Source organism: Pseudomonas sp. xss_2, assembly GCF_043104195.1.
Lineage (GTDB): Bacteria > Pseudomonadota > Gammaproteobacteria > Pseudomonadales > Pseudomonadaceae > Aquipseudomonas > Aquipseudomonas urmiensis.
This window is the reverse complement of the sequence record NZ_JBICKL010000119.1, coordinates 1-14,221: the sequence shown is the minus strand read 5'-3', so window position 1 is coordinate 14,221 and position 14,221 is coordinate 1. Positions and strand designations below refer to the sequence as shown.

Sequence of the window (14,221 nt, the reverse complement as noted above, 5' to 3'; positions counted from 1 at the left end):
CAAGCGCCGCAAGCCTGCTCGTGAGTAGGCTTGCGGCACTTAAGTTGAGCTTGGACTGCGCTTGGCTTCAGTGTCGGTTGATTGCCTATCGCGAAACCTGAAATGTAGTGCACATGCTGTCACGATGGTTGCAGCGCCTGCCGTTATGATCACGGCTGCAGTGCCAAATAGACCTGCGAGCCATCCTCCCAGGACTGGAAAACTGATAAACAGAAAAATTGAAAGAGTACGGGTTGTGGCGAAAATGGCGCCTAAGTGATTGGTCGAGCACGTAAGTTGTAGGGTAGTGGTCAGGCCTTGTGAGGTCAGACCGTAAGCAAAACCCGCCAGCAGAAAGAGAACAGACATCGGCGTTAATGCAAACCATTGGGGAAAGACGCCAATGAGACCGGCCATGAGAATAGCCAGGCCAAATAAAAATGAAGCGACCGTTGCACAGCGCCTTGACTGAAGGCTGTACAGGTGCGGGAAGGCAAACCCCGCGAGTATACCACCCAAGGCTGTTGCACTCACGACGAGACCAAAAGAGGCGGAATCGTAGCCGTGCTCCTTTAGCAGTAAACCCAATAACGAATCGTATAATCCCAAAGCGGCTGATTGGAGCAGCACGCAGTACAGAAATACCTGTGCGATAAGGTATTTGTGGAAATACTCAAGACCTAAACGTATACGGTACTTGGGGACGGTGGGTGCGACGGCGATAGGTGTTTTATCGGGTGGGGGGAGTCGAGCGACCAAGACCAGGCCAATAACGCAGAAGCCTGCGGAAATCAAAAAACCGATAGGCTTGGTGCTAAGCCCCGTCAGCAGGCCGGCTGCCAGCGGCGCTGATATCTTGAGGGTCTGGTCCATGATTGAGACGACAGATGTGTTCTTGACGATTTGAGACGGCAGCAGCAGCTTTTGTGTCAGTACGACTTCGGCTGCGGTTGTGCCAAGGTTCGATATGCCTTTGAGAGTAGTGAATATCAAGAAGTAGTCCATTGACGGTGCGGAAAATAAGCTACACGCGGCTGCGAAACGAATGCAGAAACCAGCGAAAATGATCTGTCTTGCATCGAGGCGATCCGCTAAGGAGCCTAAATATGGCCCTAGAAGAAGAGCAGGTATGCCATATAGAGAGGCCGCAAGTGCAAGTGTTTGCGGAGGCGCATCGAAGATGAATGTCAAGGTGGTGAAGATGAGAATAAAGTCTAGCCAAAGTGTTGCGGAGCTACTGAATCTTACTCCGCAGAGAATCAGGTAGTTGATATTGTGGGTAAGCAGCACTTTGCATCCCCTCTATTTTTTTGTATACATTAAATCGTTTATGACGAAAGTGGTAATGCCATTTTCCAGGCAAAAAGCCTCCAGGTCTCCTCGATTGTTTATGAAGCCAGCACCCTGAAAGTTTAGCGAGGTGTTGCATAGAACACCGTATCCACTGATGGCCTTGAATGTCTTTAGCAAATCGTAAATCGCTGAGTTGTCTTGGTAAGAGATGGTTTGTACACGTGCGGTGCCGTCGACATGTGTGACGGCCGGAAGATTAGGGTCTATTACATGGTGAAAGTTCAGCATGAACTTGCTTTGCCTACAACCTTTGAAGTAAAAAGCCGCATCCTCCTCCAGGCAAATGGGGGCGATAGGTCGATAAGACTCCCTTTTCTTTATCGTATTTAGCCGAGTGGTAGTAGATTTACTGAAAGGAGCGGCCAGAATAGAGCGGTTACCTAGTGCGCGTGGGCCGATCTCACAATTGCCTTGAACCCAGCATACGATCTCGTTATCCAGTAGCTTTTGACAAATTACTTCGAGCGACAGCGGTTCGGTCTTGAAATTTGGAGAGTTATTCGAGTTATGCTCAACACGAAAAGGTTGGCCGGAGTATACGCTCCAATGAATGAGCGATGAGCCCTGGAGGAGTTTTTTTGCCAGTGCGGCTGCGCCTATAGCCACGCCGGTATCATTGGTGCAGGGGGGAATGAACACGTCATCAAATACTCCTGAGTCTAGCCATTTTTTATTCCAGTCGCAATTCAGTCCACACCCACCGGCTATGAGTAAAGGCTTTCTTTCTTGGATATGAGGTGTGATTTTTCTTGAAATAGTATGAAATAACGAGTCGGAGATTTTCTTGGCAAGGTCACAGAATTTTTGATGTTGAACGCCGATATTGAAGTATGAGCTGGTTTTGAATTCGTCCTTGGAAAAGCTGTCGATGGGTGACTCAGTGTTTAGCAAATAGTTTATTATCTCTCTTTCATCGCTTGTTAGTTCTCCGCTCCTGCCAAACGCCGCCAGAGCCATCATTTTTCCCGCGTCGCCTAGACGGCAGTAACCTTTAGGCAGGTTGAAGAGTGGGTCAGCAATTCCGAAGGCGAATGAATATCTCAAGCCCGGACTCTGCATAATCTCTTCCAGAAGCTCTACAGATAGGTCTTTCCGGATGAGGTATAGTTTTCCAATAAAGCCTTCAAGTAAAAGTACGTAGCAGTCAGTCTTGTCCGCATAGGGGGACAGCGCATAGGAACATACAATGTGCGACATCTCATGGCTGCAGTGAATCCAAGGTGTCTGACCTTGGTGATGGATGCTGTAATCGAGTCCTAGATAGCCGCCGTGCACTGGCATGTTTCGCGGGTCGTGGCCTTTGGCCCAGCCACTCACAGCAACAGCATCTATTCTATTTGATGTGGCGAGAAGTCCGGTTGTTATGTTTAAAGGGGTGTTGTCGGAGTATCTTGGGTTGTTGTCTTTTTCTGCCTCGTAGCTGAAGGCTAATGTATTTCCCTGTAGGTAGCAGATGTGGCCGTCGTGTCCGGTGTTAAAGCCTATGATGTTCATATTATTTCCTTCGCTTTACCCAAAATAGGTACATGCCACTGAATGTTGAGGGGTTGTGCGTTTCGTACTGATGCCATTTGTTGAGGAACGAAAGTAAGTCATTTGATTCGCAGAACTTTATAAAGCCTGGGTTGTTGCGTGGAAGTCGACTGCATTCGAAACCGCAGAAATCTAAGTTGTGTATTTTGATGAGTTCATAAATCTTGCGTATGGTAAATGGGCTTTCATAAGGGTTGAATAAGAGATCCATGCAGCCTTCTCTTGAGTAGAAGTCCTTGGCGTACACTAATGGGTGAAGTTGTTTCGCGTATATTGAGATTGCGAGATTGCGAATTTCTGGAAGATTGGCGGGGTGAAACGCTACGTCGTGCTGAGTACATCGCTCTCTAAGAGTGTCGAGAAGTCTTCGGGCATACTTACTGTATAAACCAAGCTTTATCACACCGTCTGGATCAAGGGTGTCTAGCAGAGATCGAAGTGCCCGGGCGGGCTGCTTTAGATGATGTAGAACACCTATGCATTCAACGATTTTGAATTTTAGATTTAGCCTTTTTACTTCGAATATGCTGCAGTTGAAGAATTTTACGTTAGTTATCGACAGTTTTAGTTTTTGTTCATTTGCATAGTGCAGGCTTGAGCGGCTGATGTCGATGCCAACTACTTGCGCATCTGGGTAAGTGAGAGCTAGTTGGATGGCGTGCCTTCCTGTTCCGCAGCCCGCTACGAGAATGCGTCGGTTTGAAAGTTTGCGCTTAGGCAGTTCCCCGATAGTGGACATATAGTCTTCTAGCGTGCCTGTTACGTGATTCGGAAGATTTTCCCACTTGGGGTAGGGGGCTGATTCATAGAACTGCCTCAAGGTTTTATGGTGGATGCTGTTATGGTGTGATGTGGATGAGATGTTTTTTGATAAGGGTGAAGCTACGAGGTCTCTGATTGAAGACTGTTTGTAAGCATTAATGGTGCGGGTGCCGGAATAACAGGTATCCCGTAACGCATCATCATAATATTTCGGTTTAAGCTGTATGCTGCCGGATAGGCGAGCTTGCGTATTAAATAGCTTGCTAATGTGATGGAGTTTATCGTTACTTCGGGTCGTAGACTTAAAAATACCTAGCTGTTGAATTATCGTTGTTAAATAGAGCTCCACTTTAGGGTCGCTGATTACATGCTCAGACATCACGCGAAGGGTGAGGGGATATTTTTCGAGAATGCATTCAAAGCTGAGTCTGCCTGAATTAAATTGCATGAAAAGCTGGTTGTCAGAGCCAATGAGCTTATAGTAGACGTCCGCTACAGCCTCAGGGTCCACTTTCTTCACATCATAGAGTTTTTCTAGGGTGCTCAATGTCTGTTTGCTTGAGCTGTAAGTGTTGCTCGACCTTAGTAGTTCTAGGTAATTTACAGCGGTATAGTAATCAGCGGTACCTTCGAGTAAAAGTTTTTCATAGCCCCACAGTGCTAAGGATTTATCTCCAAATTTTTCACAGGCGCGAACGAGATTCTCAAAGTACCTAGCACGCTTCATTGTGGCTGAGTTTATGATGGTGCACGCTTTCTTATATAGCGTTAATGACTTTTCTAGTTTACCTTCCGTTTCATATAGTACGCCCAGATTGTTCAGTGATTTATAATTGCGGCTGTTAAATGTTAGGCTTCGTACGTAAGCTGACTCGCTCGCGATGTAGTCGCCAGCCTTGAGGTATCGATCTGCGATGATACGCTCGTGTTCCGATGCGGTATCAGACTGTGTAAGGCTCATATACAGGATTCTCTTTAGATGAGCTTTTGCATTTCAGGTGAAAGAGGGTCGGAGTGACCTGGGCCTGCGGCCGCTACAAATATGGAGTGCTCCTTTATTCCATCGGCACCAACGATTTCGTTGAGTAGATCATCAATGAAATAACCGGTAATCCACGTATTCATACCAAGCGCGGTCGCTGCTAGATTAAAGGTCTGTGAAAGATGTCCGACGTCCAGCAGAGCAGAGCGATAGGCCCTAGAGTGTGGATATTTCCACCATAGCTTATCGAACCGGGAAGTCATAACGATGAGGAATGCTGCATCGCTTGCAAATGACTGATGGCAGAGGGTTTTGTTTAGATCACTAATTTCCTCATTTACGAGTGTTAGCGAGTGTTGATGTGAGCGATAGTGATAGATCCCCATCGGGAGGTCGTTCACATTCAGTGCTATCAGGTAAGCTTCTGTCGCTTGAAGGCATCCCGCGCTAGGTGATGACCGACGGTAGCCCACCGATTTCACACCACGTTTCTCTAATTCACGGATATGGGTGTCGCCATGAATTTTTCCGAATGTTGTAAATAGTAAATTTGCAACGACCTCAAGGCTAACCGGCGCAGGCTCAAAATGTCTGCTGGTTTTCCTGTTCATTAGAGTGCTAATCAGGGGCGTAGCGAGGCTTGAGGGAGAGGGTGAAGGTAAGGAAATAATCTTTCCATCTTTTTCTATATTGATGCAGGGGATGTCGTTGGCGATGCTTTCGCAGAAGTCAAGGTATCCCTGTTCGGCGCTCTCGGATTCACTGGAGAGGTCAGCAGGAAAATTATGTTTGCTTCCGAGGTGAAATATCTTTGCTATATCATCCCAGCCCCACTGAGTTTCTTTCGGCGCTGATGGCTCGTTGCGTGTTTCGAGTAATCCTGCCTCTGAGGGTTCGTGGTCCTCCTCCGATGAAACATAGGCCAAGGGGAGGGCGGTTGTAAGCTCGTACAATCTATCTAGATAACGCTTTTCAAAAATTTCATATTGCTCTCCACTTCGAAGGTTCCATACCAGAAATTTTCCACTTCGAACGGTGAAAATAATATCTTCATTTATTGTTATTGAATTCATTTTATCTCCCGAAGAGGCAGGCTAGCCTGCCTCTTTGAAGGTTAGTCGACAAGGCCGGTAGAAGGGTTGGACCGTGCTACCAAGATGAGGTAAGCGTTATTCGATAATGCACTCAGATGGCTTTGGATGATGATTTTTTTCATGTTATGTACCTTGTGGTTTAATGGGTGAGGTTTGGAACCTCATGGCGAAGAATAATTTCCATTGGCTTTATGTCAATGATTGGCGGGTGTAGGATACTTCTTTGGTAATTGTGGGAAGATTCTTGTGTAAGTAATTTCTTTATTTTCAGTGAATTACTTCAGGTGCTTTAACCACTGGAGCATCTTTTCGAACTTATATTTTTAGGATGCCCTTCGGACAGCTTGATCAGGGCCAAGCCCATGCTCTCCTTATGGAAAGGAATATTTTCGCTACGGAAACCTGACCCACAGGTTTACACTCATGGCTCCCTTCCCAGGAGCAGAGCAGTGCTGACTCATCTCGATTCCCAGGGGCGCGCCAACATGGTCGACGTCACTGAAAAAGCCGTGACAGAACGCGAAGCGGTGGCCGAAGCGCGCGTGCGCATGTTGCCGCAGACCCTGCAAATGATCGTCGACGGCGAGCACCCCAAGGGCGATGTGTTCGCCGTGGCGCGGATTGCCGGTATCCAGGCGGCGAAAAAGACCAGCGACCTGATCCCGCTTTGCCATCCCCTGATGCTCACCAGCGTCAAGGTCGAGCTCAGCGCCGAAGGTACGGATGCAGTGCGTATCGTCGCCCGCTGCAAGCTGGCCGGGCAGACCGGAGTGGAGATGGAAGCACTGACTGCTGCCAGCGTTGCCGCGCTGACCATTTACGACATGTGCAAGGCAGTGGATAAGGGCATGGTCATCGAGCAGGTGCGCCTCTTGGAAAAAATCGGCGGCAAGAGCGGCCACTATCAGGTGCAGGCGTGATGAAAGTCCAAGTGGTGTATTTCGCTCGCTACCGTGAGCAACTGGGGCGTGATGGCGAGCCGCTGGAAGGCGATTTCGCGGCGATTGCCGATGTGCGCAATGCCTTGTTGGCGAAGGGCGATGATTACCAGGTGCTGGCCGAGCAGAACCTGATGTGCGCGCGTAATCAGGACCTGTGCCGGCTTGACGAGCCGCTGGCGGAGGGCGACGAAGTGGCGTTCTTCCCACCGGTGACCGGAGGCTGAGCATGACGGTTCGAGTGCAGGAGCAGGCGTTCGATCCGGGCGCCGAGGTCAACGCCATGCATGCCGCCAATGTCGGGGTCGGGGCGGTGGTCGGCTTTGTCGGTTATGTGCGCGATTTCAACGATGGCCGGGATGTGGCCGGGATGTTCCTGGAGCATTATCCGGGCATGACCGAGAAGGCCTTGGCCAAGATCGTCGTCGAGGCCGAGCAGCGTTGGCCGTTATTGAAGGTCGAGGTGCTGCATCGTATTGGCGGGCTGGAGCCGGGCGAGCCGATCGTGTTCGTCGGTGTGGCCAGTGCGCATCGGCAGGCAGCATTCGATGCCTGCAACTTCATCATGGATTACCTGAAGACCCGGGCGCCGTTCTGGAAGAAGGAAAACACCCAGGACGGGCCGCGCTGGGTCGAGGGCAGGCAGTCGGATCAGGATGCTGCCGAGCGCTGGCAATAACCCATCGATAATGGGTCTGCGTGGGAGTCCTAGCGTGGGAGCGGGCTTGCCCCGCGATCGCTTCAGGCCAGGCAACGAAGCCGCCTGGGCTTACCCTATCGCGGGGCAAGCCCGCTCCCACGCGATGACTCTTACGCTATGCCTTCCACACTACGCCTGTCAGTGATGCTTGCGCGGTACTGCCTGCAGCAACTCGTCAGGTGGCATCTCGCACTTGATCTTGCGCCCCAGCAGCTCTTCGATCGCTGGCAACTGATACGAATCATCTTCACCGGCAAAGCTGATCGACACACCCGCAGCCCCGGCGCGGCCGGTACGGCCAATGCGGTGCACGTAGTCATCCGGATCTTCCGGCAGGGTGAAGTTGATCACGTGGCTGATGCCATCGATGTGAATCCCACGCCCGGCCACGTCGGTGGCGACCAGCACGGTGATGCGCCCCTCTCGGAAGTTTTCCAGGGTACGAATGCGCTTGTGCTGCGGCACGTCACCGGACAACTGGGCGGCGTTGATGCCGTCGCGCACCAGGCGCTCTTCGATGCGCCGCACTTCGTCCTTGCGGTTGGCAAAGACCATCACCCGTTCCCACTTCTGCTGGGTCACCAGGTTGTACAGCAGCTTGTACTTGTCGCTGCCGGCCACGGCATAGACGTGCTGCTCGACGGTCTCGCTGGCAACGTTCTCCGGTTCGATCTCGACGATCGCAGGGTTGGTCGTCCACTGCTTGGCCAGGTTCATCACATCGTCGGTGAAGGTCGCCGAGAACAGCAGGGTCTGGCGCTCGCTCTTGGGTGGGGTCTGGCGGATGATCTGCCGCACCTGGGGGATGAAGCCCATGTCGAGCATGCGGTCGGCTTCGTCGAGCACCATCACCTCGACCATGTCCAGGTGCACTTCGCCGCGCTGGTGGAAGTCCAGCAGGCGCCCTGGCGTGGCCACCAGGATGTCGCAGTGACGCGCTTCGAGGGCCTTGAGCTGCTTGTCGAAGTCCATGCCGCCGACGAAGGTCATCACGTTCAGGCCGCTGTACTTGGTCAGCGCCGCGGCGTCCTTGGCGATCTGTACCACCAGCTCACGGGTTGGGGCGATGATCAGCGCGCGCGGCTCGCCCATGTAGCGCTCTTTAGGCGCCGGGGTCTGCTGCAGTTGGGAAATGATCGAGATCAGGAACGCGGCGGTCTTGCCGGTGCCGGTCTGCGCCCGACCAATGGCGTCCTGGCCGCGCAGGGTGTAACCCAGCACTTGGGCCTGGATGGGAGTGCAATAGGGGAAGCCCAGGTCCTGGATGGCATGCATCAGCTCGTTGGAGAGCTTGAAGTCATGGAAGCGGGTCTTGCCTTCTTGTGGCTCGACGACGAAGTCTTCTGGTTTCCACAGGCTGGCTTGTGGCTTGGGTTTGCGCTCGCGGCGCGGCTTGTCCGGTACGGGCTTGTCGACGCGAGGGCTGGCAGGCGCTGGAGCTGGCGCTTTGGCGCTGGGCTGGGCCTGGGGTGCCGGCGGTTGGACCGCGGGCGCGGGGGTGATCACGCGGGCATCGGGTTCGACGGCCTGAGGCGCGGCGTCTCCCTTGCCGAATATTTTTTTAAGTGCCTTGAGCACGGTCGTCTCATCAATTGGTTAAGGAATGTACGCCCGGCAGTGTAATGCAAGAACCGGGCGCGGCGTAGCGCAATGCACAGGCAACTACATACGGGCGGACTCAGCGCAGGCGTTCACTCAGCCAGTCGTGGATGTCGGACAGCTCTGCCACGGCCACCTCGTGCTCCATCGGGTATTCATGCCAGCGCGCGGCGACGCCCCAGCTGTTGAGGTATTCGAAGGCCGTGCGGCCCATGGACGGGATCACCACCGGGTCATGCACGCCATGCAGGCACAGGGCCGGGGTGCGCTGTTGGCAGGCGCTGAGCTGATGGCCTTCGCTGAAGGTCGGGGCATAGGTGGACAGGGCAATCACGCCGCCCAGTGCTTCTTGCCACTTTATATAGGCAGTGTGCAGTACCACCGCGCCACCCTGGGAGAAACCGGCGAGGATGATCCGCGCCAGGTTGATGCCCTTGGCTTGCTCGGCCTTGATCAGTTCGATCACCTGCTCGGCCGATTCATCCAGCTGCGCCTCGTCAATGGCGCGGGCTGGAGTCATGGCCTTGATGTCGTACCAGCTAGGCATCTGATAGCCGCCGTTGATGGTCACTGGTCGGGTCGGGGCCTGAGGCATGACGAAGCGGGTACTGAGCAGGCGCTCCTGAAGAAATTCGGCCACCGGTAGGAAGTCGTAACGGTCGGCCCCCAGTCCGTGCAACCAGATCACACAGGCGTCGGCGGTATTTTGCGGTTCGAGAATCAGCGGTTGGGTCATGACTGCTCCGAAAGTGTGCGCGCTGGCTTAAGTGGTGCGTAAAAAGAAGGCATCTGTAGTGAATGCCAGAAATAGATGTCGCAACTCTACAACTTTTCCTACTTGACTACCGCTTAAACGCTTAAGCCTTCGACTGTGGTACGCGCTTTGCTATGAATCGAGTGATGCGAAGGGATGGCCCCATGCCGGTAACACCCCTCGTACGGATACAAAGGCTGTCATAGAACAGCTCATTGCGCCAATTGACCCAAAAACAAGCCAACAAGGGTCGGATGCGCCTCATAAGGGTGCGGTGCAATTCCGGCTCGATACAACAAGAGCGATTTGGAGGTTGTGAATGAAGATGTTGAAAACCACCCTGGCAGTCCTGACCGCTGCCGCCGCGCTGGGCGCCACCAGTTTCGCCCAAGCCGGCGCTACCCTCGATGCGGTAAAGAAGAAGGGCTTCGTCCAGTGTGGCGTGAGCGATGGCCTTCCGGGTTTCTCGGTACCTGATGCCAAAGGAAACATCGTCGGTATCGACGCCGATGTCTGCCGCGCCGTGGCCGCCGCCGTGTTCGGCGACGCCACCAAGGTCAAGTTCAGCCAGCTCAACGCCAAGGAGCGCTTCACCGCGCTGCAGTCCGGCGAGGTCGACGTACTCTCGCGCAACACCACCTGGACCAGCTCGCGCGATGCCGGCATGGGCCTGGTATTTGCCGGTGTTACCTACTACGACGGCATCGGCTTCCTGGTCAACAAGAAGCTCGGCGTCTCCAGTGCCAAGGAGCTCGACGGCGCTACCGTGTGCATCCAGGCCGGTACCACCACTGAGCTGAACGTCTCCGACTACTTCCGTGCCAATGGCCTGAAGTACACCCCGATCACCTTCGACACCTCCGACGAGAGCGCCAAGTCGCTCGAATCCGGCCGTTGCGACGTGCTTACTTCGGACAAGTCGCAGCTCTACGCACAGCGCTCCAAGCTGGCTGCACCGACCGAGTACGTGGTACTGCCGGAAACCATCTCCAAGGAGCCTCTGGGCCCCGTGGTACGCAAAGGCGATGAAGAGTGGTTCAGCATCGTCAAGTGGACCTTGTTCGCCATGCTCAACGCGGAAGAGGCGGGCATCACCTCGAAGAACGTCGAGGCCGAAGCCAAGTCGGGCAAGAACCCGGACAACGCCCGTTTGCTCGGCGCTGACGGCGAATACGGCAAGGACCTCAAGCTGCCCAAGGACTGGGTCGTACAAATCGTCAAGCAAGTGGGTAACTACGGCGAAGTGTTCGAGAAGAACCTGGGCAAAAGCACCCCCCTGCAAATCGATCGTGGCTTGAACGCCCTGTGGAACAACGGCGGCATCCAGTACGCGCCACCTGTGCGCTGATGGCTGCACCCTGCGGCGGCATTCCGCCGCCGCAGGCTGTTCTGATCCCTTTTTTCCGGGGCACTTCATGCAAAATCAAATCGGCGCACAAAAGGGGTTTTCCCTGAGCGATCCACGTGTGCGTGCGTGGCTGTTCCAGATCGTCACGGTGGCATTCGTGGTCGGTCTGGGTTGGTACCTGTTCCACAATACCCAGACCAACCTGCAGCACCGTGGCATCACCTCGGGCTTTGACTTCCTCGAACGCAGTGCCGGCTTCGGCATCGCCCAGCACCTGATTCCCTACGTGGAGTCGGACAGCTATGCGCGGGTGTTCGTCATTGGCCTGCTCAACACCCTGCTGGTGACCTTCATCGGCATCATCCTGGCGACTTTGCTGGGCTTTATCGTCGGCGTGGCGCGGTTATCGCCGAACTGGATGATCAACAAGCTGGCGACTGTGTATGTGGAGACCTTCCGCAATATTCCGCCGCTGTTGCAGATCCTGTTCTGGTACTTCGCGGTGTTCCTGACCCTGCCTGGACCCCGTGGCAGCATCAACATCGACGACATGTTCTTTATTAGCAACCGCGGCCTGAACATGCCCGGCGCGTCCATGGCGGACGGGTTCTGGCCGTTCGTTGCCGCGGTGCTGCTGGCGATCGTCGCGGTGGTGCTGATGGTCCGACATGCCAACAAACGGTTCGATGAGACTGGCGAGCCGTTTCACAAGTTCTGGGTGGGTTTGCTGCTGTTGCTGGGCATTCCTGGCGTGTGCGCGCTGCTGTTCGGTAGCCCGGTGCACTGGGAAGTGCCGCAGCTCAAGGGTTTCAACTTCGTCGGCGGCTGGGTGCTGATCCCGGAGTTGCTGGCATTGACCCTGGCGCTGACCATCTATACCGCAGCCTTCATTGCCGAGATCGTGCGCTCAGGGATCCGTTCGGTCAGCCATGGCCAGACCGAAGCTGCGCGTTCGCTTGGCCTGCGCGAGGGCCCGACCCTGCGCAAGGTGATCATCCCCCAGGCCCTGCGGGTGATCATTCCGCCACTGACCAGCCAGTACCTGAACCTGGCGAAGAACTCGTCCCTGGCCGCCGGTATCGGCTATCCGGAGATGGTCTCGCTGTTCGCCGGTACCGTGCTCAACCAGACCGGCCAGGCCATCGAGGTGATTGCCATCACCATGAGTGTCTATCTCGCCATCAGCATCAGCATTTCGCTGCTGATGAACTGGTACAACAAGCGCATAGCGCTGATCGAGCGGTGAGGATACGCCCGTGAATGCCCATGTTTTCAAACCCGATATGCCGCCACCGGTGAAAACCGTCGGCGTGCTCGCATGGATGCGTGCCAATCTGTTCTCCAGCTGGCTTAACACCCTGCTGACCCTGTTCGCCCTTTACCTGGTGTGGTTGATCGTGCCGCCGCTGTTGCAGTGGTCGCTGATCGATGCCAACTGGGTCGGTACCACCCGTGCCGACTGCACCAAGGAAGGCGCTTGCTGGGTGTTCATCCAGCAGCGCTTCGGCCAGTTCATGTATGGCTACTACCCCAGCGAATTGCGCTGGCGCGTCGACCTGACGGTATGGCTGGCGGTGATCGGCGCAGCGCCGCTGTTCATCAGTCGCTTCCCGCGCAAGGCGATCTACGGCCTGGGCTTCCTGGTCCTGTACCCCATCGTCGCCTATGTGCTGCTGCATGGCGGCAGCCTGGGCCTGGCCACGGTGCCGACCAGCCAATGGGGTGGCTTGATGCTGACCCTGGTGATCGCCACTGTCGGTATTGTCGGCGCGTTGCCGTTGGGCATCTTGCTGGCATTGGGTCGACGCTCGCACATGCCGGCGGTGAAGGTGGTTTGTGTGACCTTCATCGAGTTCTGGCGCGGCGTGCCGCTGATTACCGTGCTGTTCATGTCGTCGGTGATGCTGCCGCTGTTCCTGCCCGAGGGCATGAGCTTCGACAAGCTGCTGCGGGCGATGATCGGGGTGATCCTGTTCCAGTCGGCGTACATCGCCGAGGTGGTGCGCGGTGGCTTGCAGGCGATTCCCAAGGGCCAGTACGAGGCCGCTGCGGCGATGGGCCTGGGTTACTGGCGGGCGATGGGCCTGGTGATCCTGCCGCAGGCGCTCAAGCTGGTCATCCCCGGCATCGTCAACACCTTCATTGCCCTGTTCAAGGACACAAGCCTTGTGATCATCATCGGCCTGTTCGACCTGCTCAACAGCGTCAAGCAGGCGGCGGCCGACCCGGCCTGGTTGGGTATGGCGACCGAGGGCTACGTGTTCGCGGCCCTGGTGTTCTGGATTTTCTGTTTCGGTATGTCCCGCTACTCCATGCATCTGGAGCACAAGCTGGACACTGGCCACAAGCGTTAGGAGTTTGCATATGAGTGAAGCGATCAAGCAGCCTGCTGGCCCCGAAGGCATCATCCAGATGCAGGGCGTGAACAAATGGTACGGCCAGTTCCATGTACTCAAGGACATCAACCTTAATGTGCGCCAAGGCGAGCGTATCGTCCTGTGCGGCCCGTCTGGCTCGGGCAAGTCGACCACCATCCGCTGCCTCAACCGCCTGGAAGAGCATCAGCAGGGGCGTATCGTCGTCGATGGCGTCGAGCTGACCACCGACCTCAAGCAGATCGAAGCGATCCGCCGCGAGGTGGGCATGGTATTTCAGCACTTCAACCTGTTCCCGCACCTGACCATCCTGCAGAACTGCACCCTGGCACCGATGTGGGTGCGCAAGATGCCCAAGCGCAAGGCCGAGGAAATCGCCATGCACTACCTTGAGCGGGTGCGTATTCCCGAGCAGGCGCACAAGTTTCCGGGGCAGTTGTCTGGTGGCCAGCAGCAGCGGGTGGCGATTGCCCGGGCGCTGTGCATGAAGCCGAAGATCATGCTGTTCGATGAGCCGACGTCGGCGCTCGATCCGGAGATGGTCAAGGAAGTGCTCGATACCATGGTCGGCTTGGCCGAGGACGGCATGACCATGCTCTGCGTGACCCACGAGATGGGCTTTGCCCGGACCGTGGCGAACCGGGTGATCTTCATGGACAAGGGCGAGATCGTCGAACAGGCGGCGCCGGATGATTTCTTCGACCGGCCGCGCAGTGATCGGACCAAGCTGTTCTTGAGCCAGATCCTGCACTGATAAAACGCCCTCGTGGGAGCGGGCTTGACCCGCGATAGCGTCCGATCAAA

At 55.1% G+C, this 14,221-nt stretch carries 13 protein-coding genes; 7 read left to right on the top strand and 6 right to left on the bottom strand.

The window, feature by feature from the left end; translation table 11 throughout:
* Nucleotides 1–39 precede the first annotated feature (39 nt).
* From ACF8K2_RS26620 to ACF8K2_RS26605, 4 genes are read right to left on the bottom strand one after another with little or no spacing between them, the layout of a single operon-like run.
* The gene (locus ACF8K2_RS26620) at nt 40–1,269 is read right to left on the bottom strand and encodes an MFS transporter (protein WP_392469073.1); all 1,230 of its coding nucleotides are present in this window, start codon (nt 1,267–1,269) and stop codon (nt 40–42) included.
* 12 nt (nt 1,270–1,281) lie between these two features.
* Nucleotides 1,282–2,826 carry a carbamoyltransferase C-terminal domain-containing protein gene (locus ACF8K2_RS26615; RefSeq protein ID WP_392469070.1) on the bottom strand — a complete coding sequence of 515 codons (1,545 nt, stop codon included), beginning with the start codon at nt 2,824–2,826 and terminating at the stop codon, nt 1,282–1,284.
* Between the two features lies 1 nt (nt 2,827).
* The gene (locus ACF8K2_RS26610) at nt 2,828–4,588 is read right to left on the bottom strand and encodes a methyltransferase domain-containing protein (protein WP_392469067.1); all 1,761 of its coding nucleotides are present in this window, start codon (nt 4,586–4,588) and stop codon (nt 2,828–2,830) included.
* Nucleotides 4,589–4,602: 14 nt separating this feature from the next.
* The gene (locus tag ACF8K2_RS26605; RefSeq protein ID WP_392469064.1) at nt 4,603–5,682 is read right to left on the bottom strand and encodes a SagB/ThcOx family dehydrogenase; all 1,080 of its coding nucleotides are present in this window, start codon (nt 5,680–5,682) and stop codon (nt 4,603–4,605) included.
* A 470-nt stretch (nt 5,683–6,152) separates the two neighbouring features.
* Between ACF8K2_RS26605 and moaC the strand changes: the two genes are divergently transcribed.
* Genes moaC through moaE form a run of 3 tightly spaced genes read left to right on the top strand, consistent with a single transcriptional unit; the run spans nt 6,153 to nt 7,320 of the window.
* On the top strand, nt 6,153–6,623 hold the full coding sequence (gene moaC / locus ACF8K2_RS26600; RefSeq protein WP_186553828.1) for a cyclic pyranopterin monophosphate synthase MoaC: 471 nt from the start codon (nt 6,153–6,155) through the stop codon (nt 6,621–6,623).
* Entirely contained in the window at nt 6,623–6,868 is a 246-nt protein-coding gene (locus tag ACF8K2_RS26595; protein WP_186553829.1) for a MoaD/ThiS family protein, read from the top strand. The genes moaC and ACF8K2_RS26595 overlap by 1 nt, the downstream gene beginning before the upstream one ends.
* 2 nt (nt 6,869–6,870) lie before the next feature.
* The gene (gene moaE / locus ACF8K2_RS26590; protein WP_392469060.1) at nt 6,871–7,320 is read left to right on the top strand and encodes a molybdopterin synthase catalytic subunit MoaE; all 450 of its coding nucleotides are present in this window, start codon (nt 6,871–6,873) and stop codon (nt 7,318–7,320) included.
* Nucleotides 7,321–7,479: 159 nt separating this feature from the next.
* On the opposite strand, the gene rhlB is transcribed toward moaE, so the two are convergent.
* Entirely contained in the window at nt 7,480–8,919 is a 1,440-nt protein-coding gene (gene rhlB, locus ACF8K2_RS26585; protein WP_392469057.1) for an ATP-dependent RNA helicase RhlB, read from the bottom strand.
* Nucleotides 8,920–9,019: 100 nt separating this feature from the next.
* Nucleotides 9,020–9,676, bottom strand: coding sequence for an alpha/beta hydrolase (locus ACF8K2_RS26580; RefSeq protein WP_186553832.1), 657 nt, complete (start codon nt 9,674–9,676; stop codon nt 9,020–9,022).
* 337 nt (nt 9,677–10,013) lie between these two features.
* Here ACF8K2_RS26580 and ACF8K2_RS26575 point away from each other — a divergent pair, with 337 nt between their 5' ends.
* The 4 genes from ACF8K2_RS26575 (at nt 10,014) to ACF8K2_RS26560 (ending at nt 14,171) form a co-directional block, all read left to right on the top strand.
* Complete coding sequence (locus tag ACF8K2_RS26575; protein WP_186553833.1) at nt 10,014–11,042, top strand: amino acid ABC transporter substrate-binding protein; 1,029 nt, start codon at nt 10,014–10,016, stop codon at nt 11,040–11,042.
* A 67-nt stretch (nt 11,043–11,109) separates the two neighbouring features.
* Nucleotides 11,110–12,288 (top strand): amino acid ABC transporter permease, encoded by a 1,179-nt coding sequence (locus tag ACF8K2_RS26570; RefSeq protein ID WP_392469053.1) that lies wholly within the window; start codon nt 11,110–11,112, stop codon nt 12,286–12,288.
* Nucleotides 12,289–12,298: 10 nt separating this feature from the next.
* Nucleotides 12,299–13,396, top strand: a complete 1,098-nt coding sequence (locus tag ACF8K2_RS26565) for an amino acid ABC transporter permease (RefSeq protein WP_186553835.1) — start codon at nt 12,299–12,301, stop codon at nt 13,394–13,396.
* Between the two features lie 10 nt (nt 13,397–13,406).
* Nucleotides 13,407–14,171, top strand: a complete 765-nt coding sequence (locus ACF8K2_RS26560) for an amino acid ABC transporter ATP-binding protein (RefSeq protein WP_392469049.1) — start codon at nt 13,407–13,409, stop codon at nt 14,169–14,171.
* Nucleotides 14,172–14,221 lie beyond the last annotated feature (50 nt).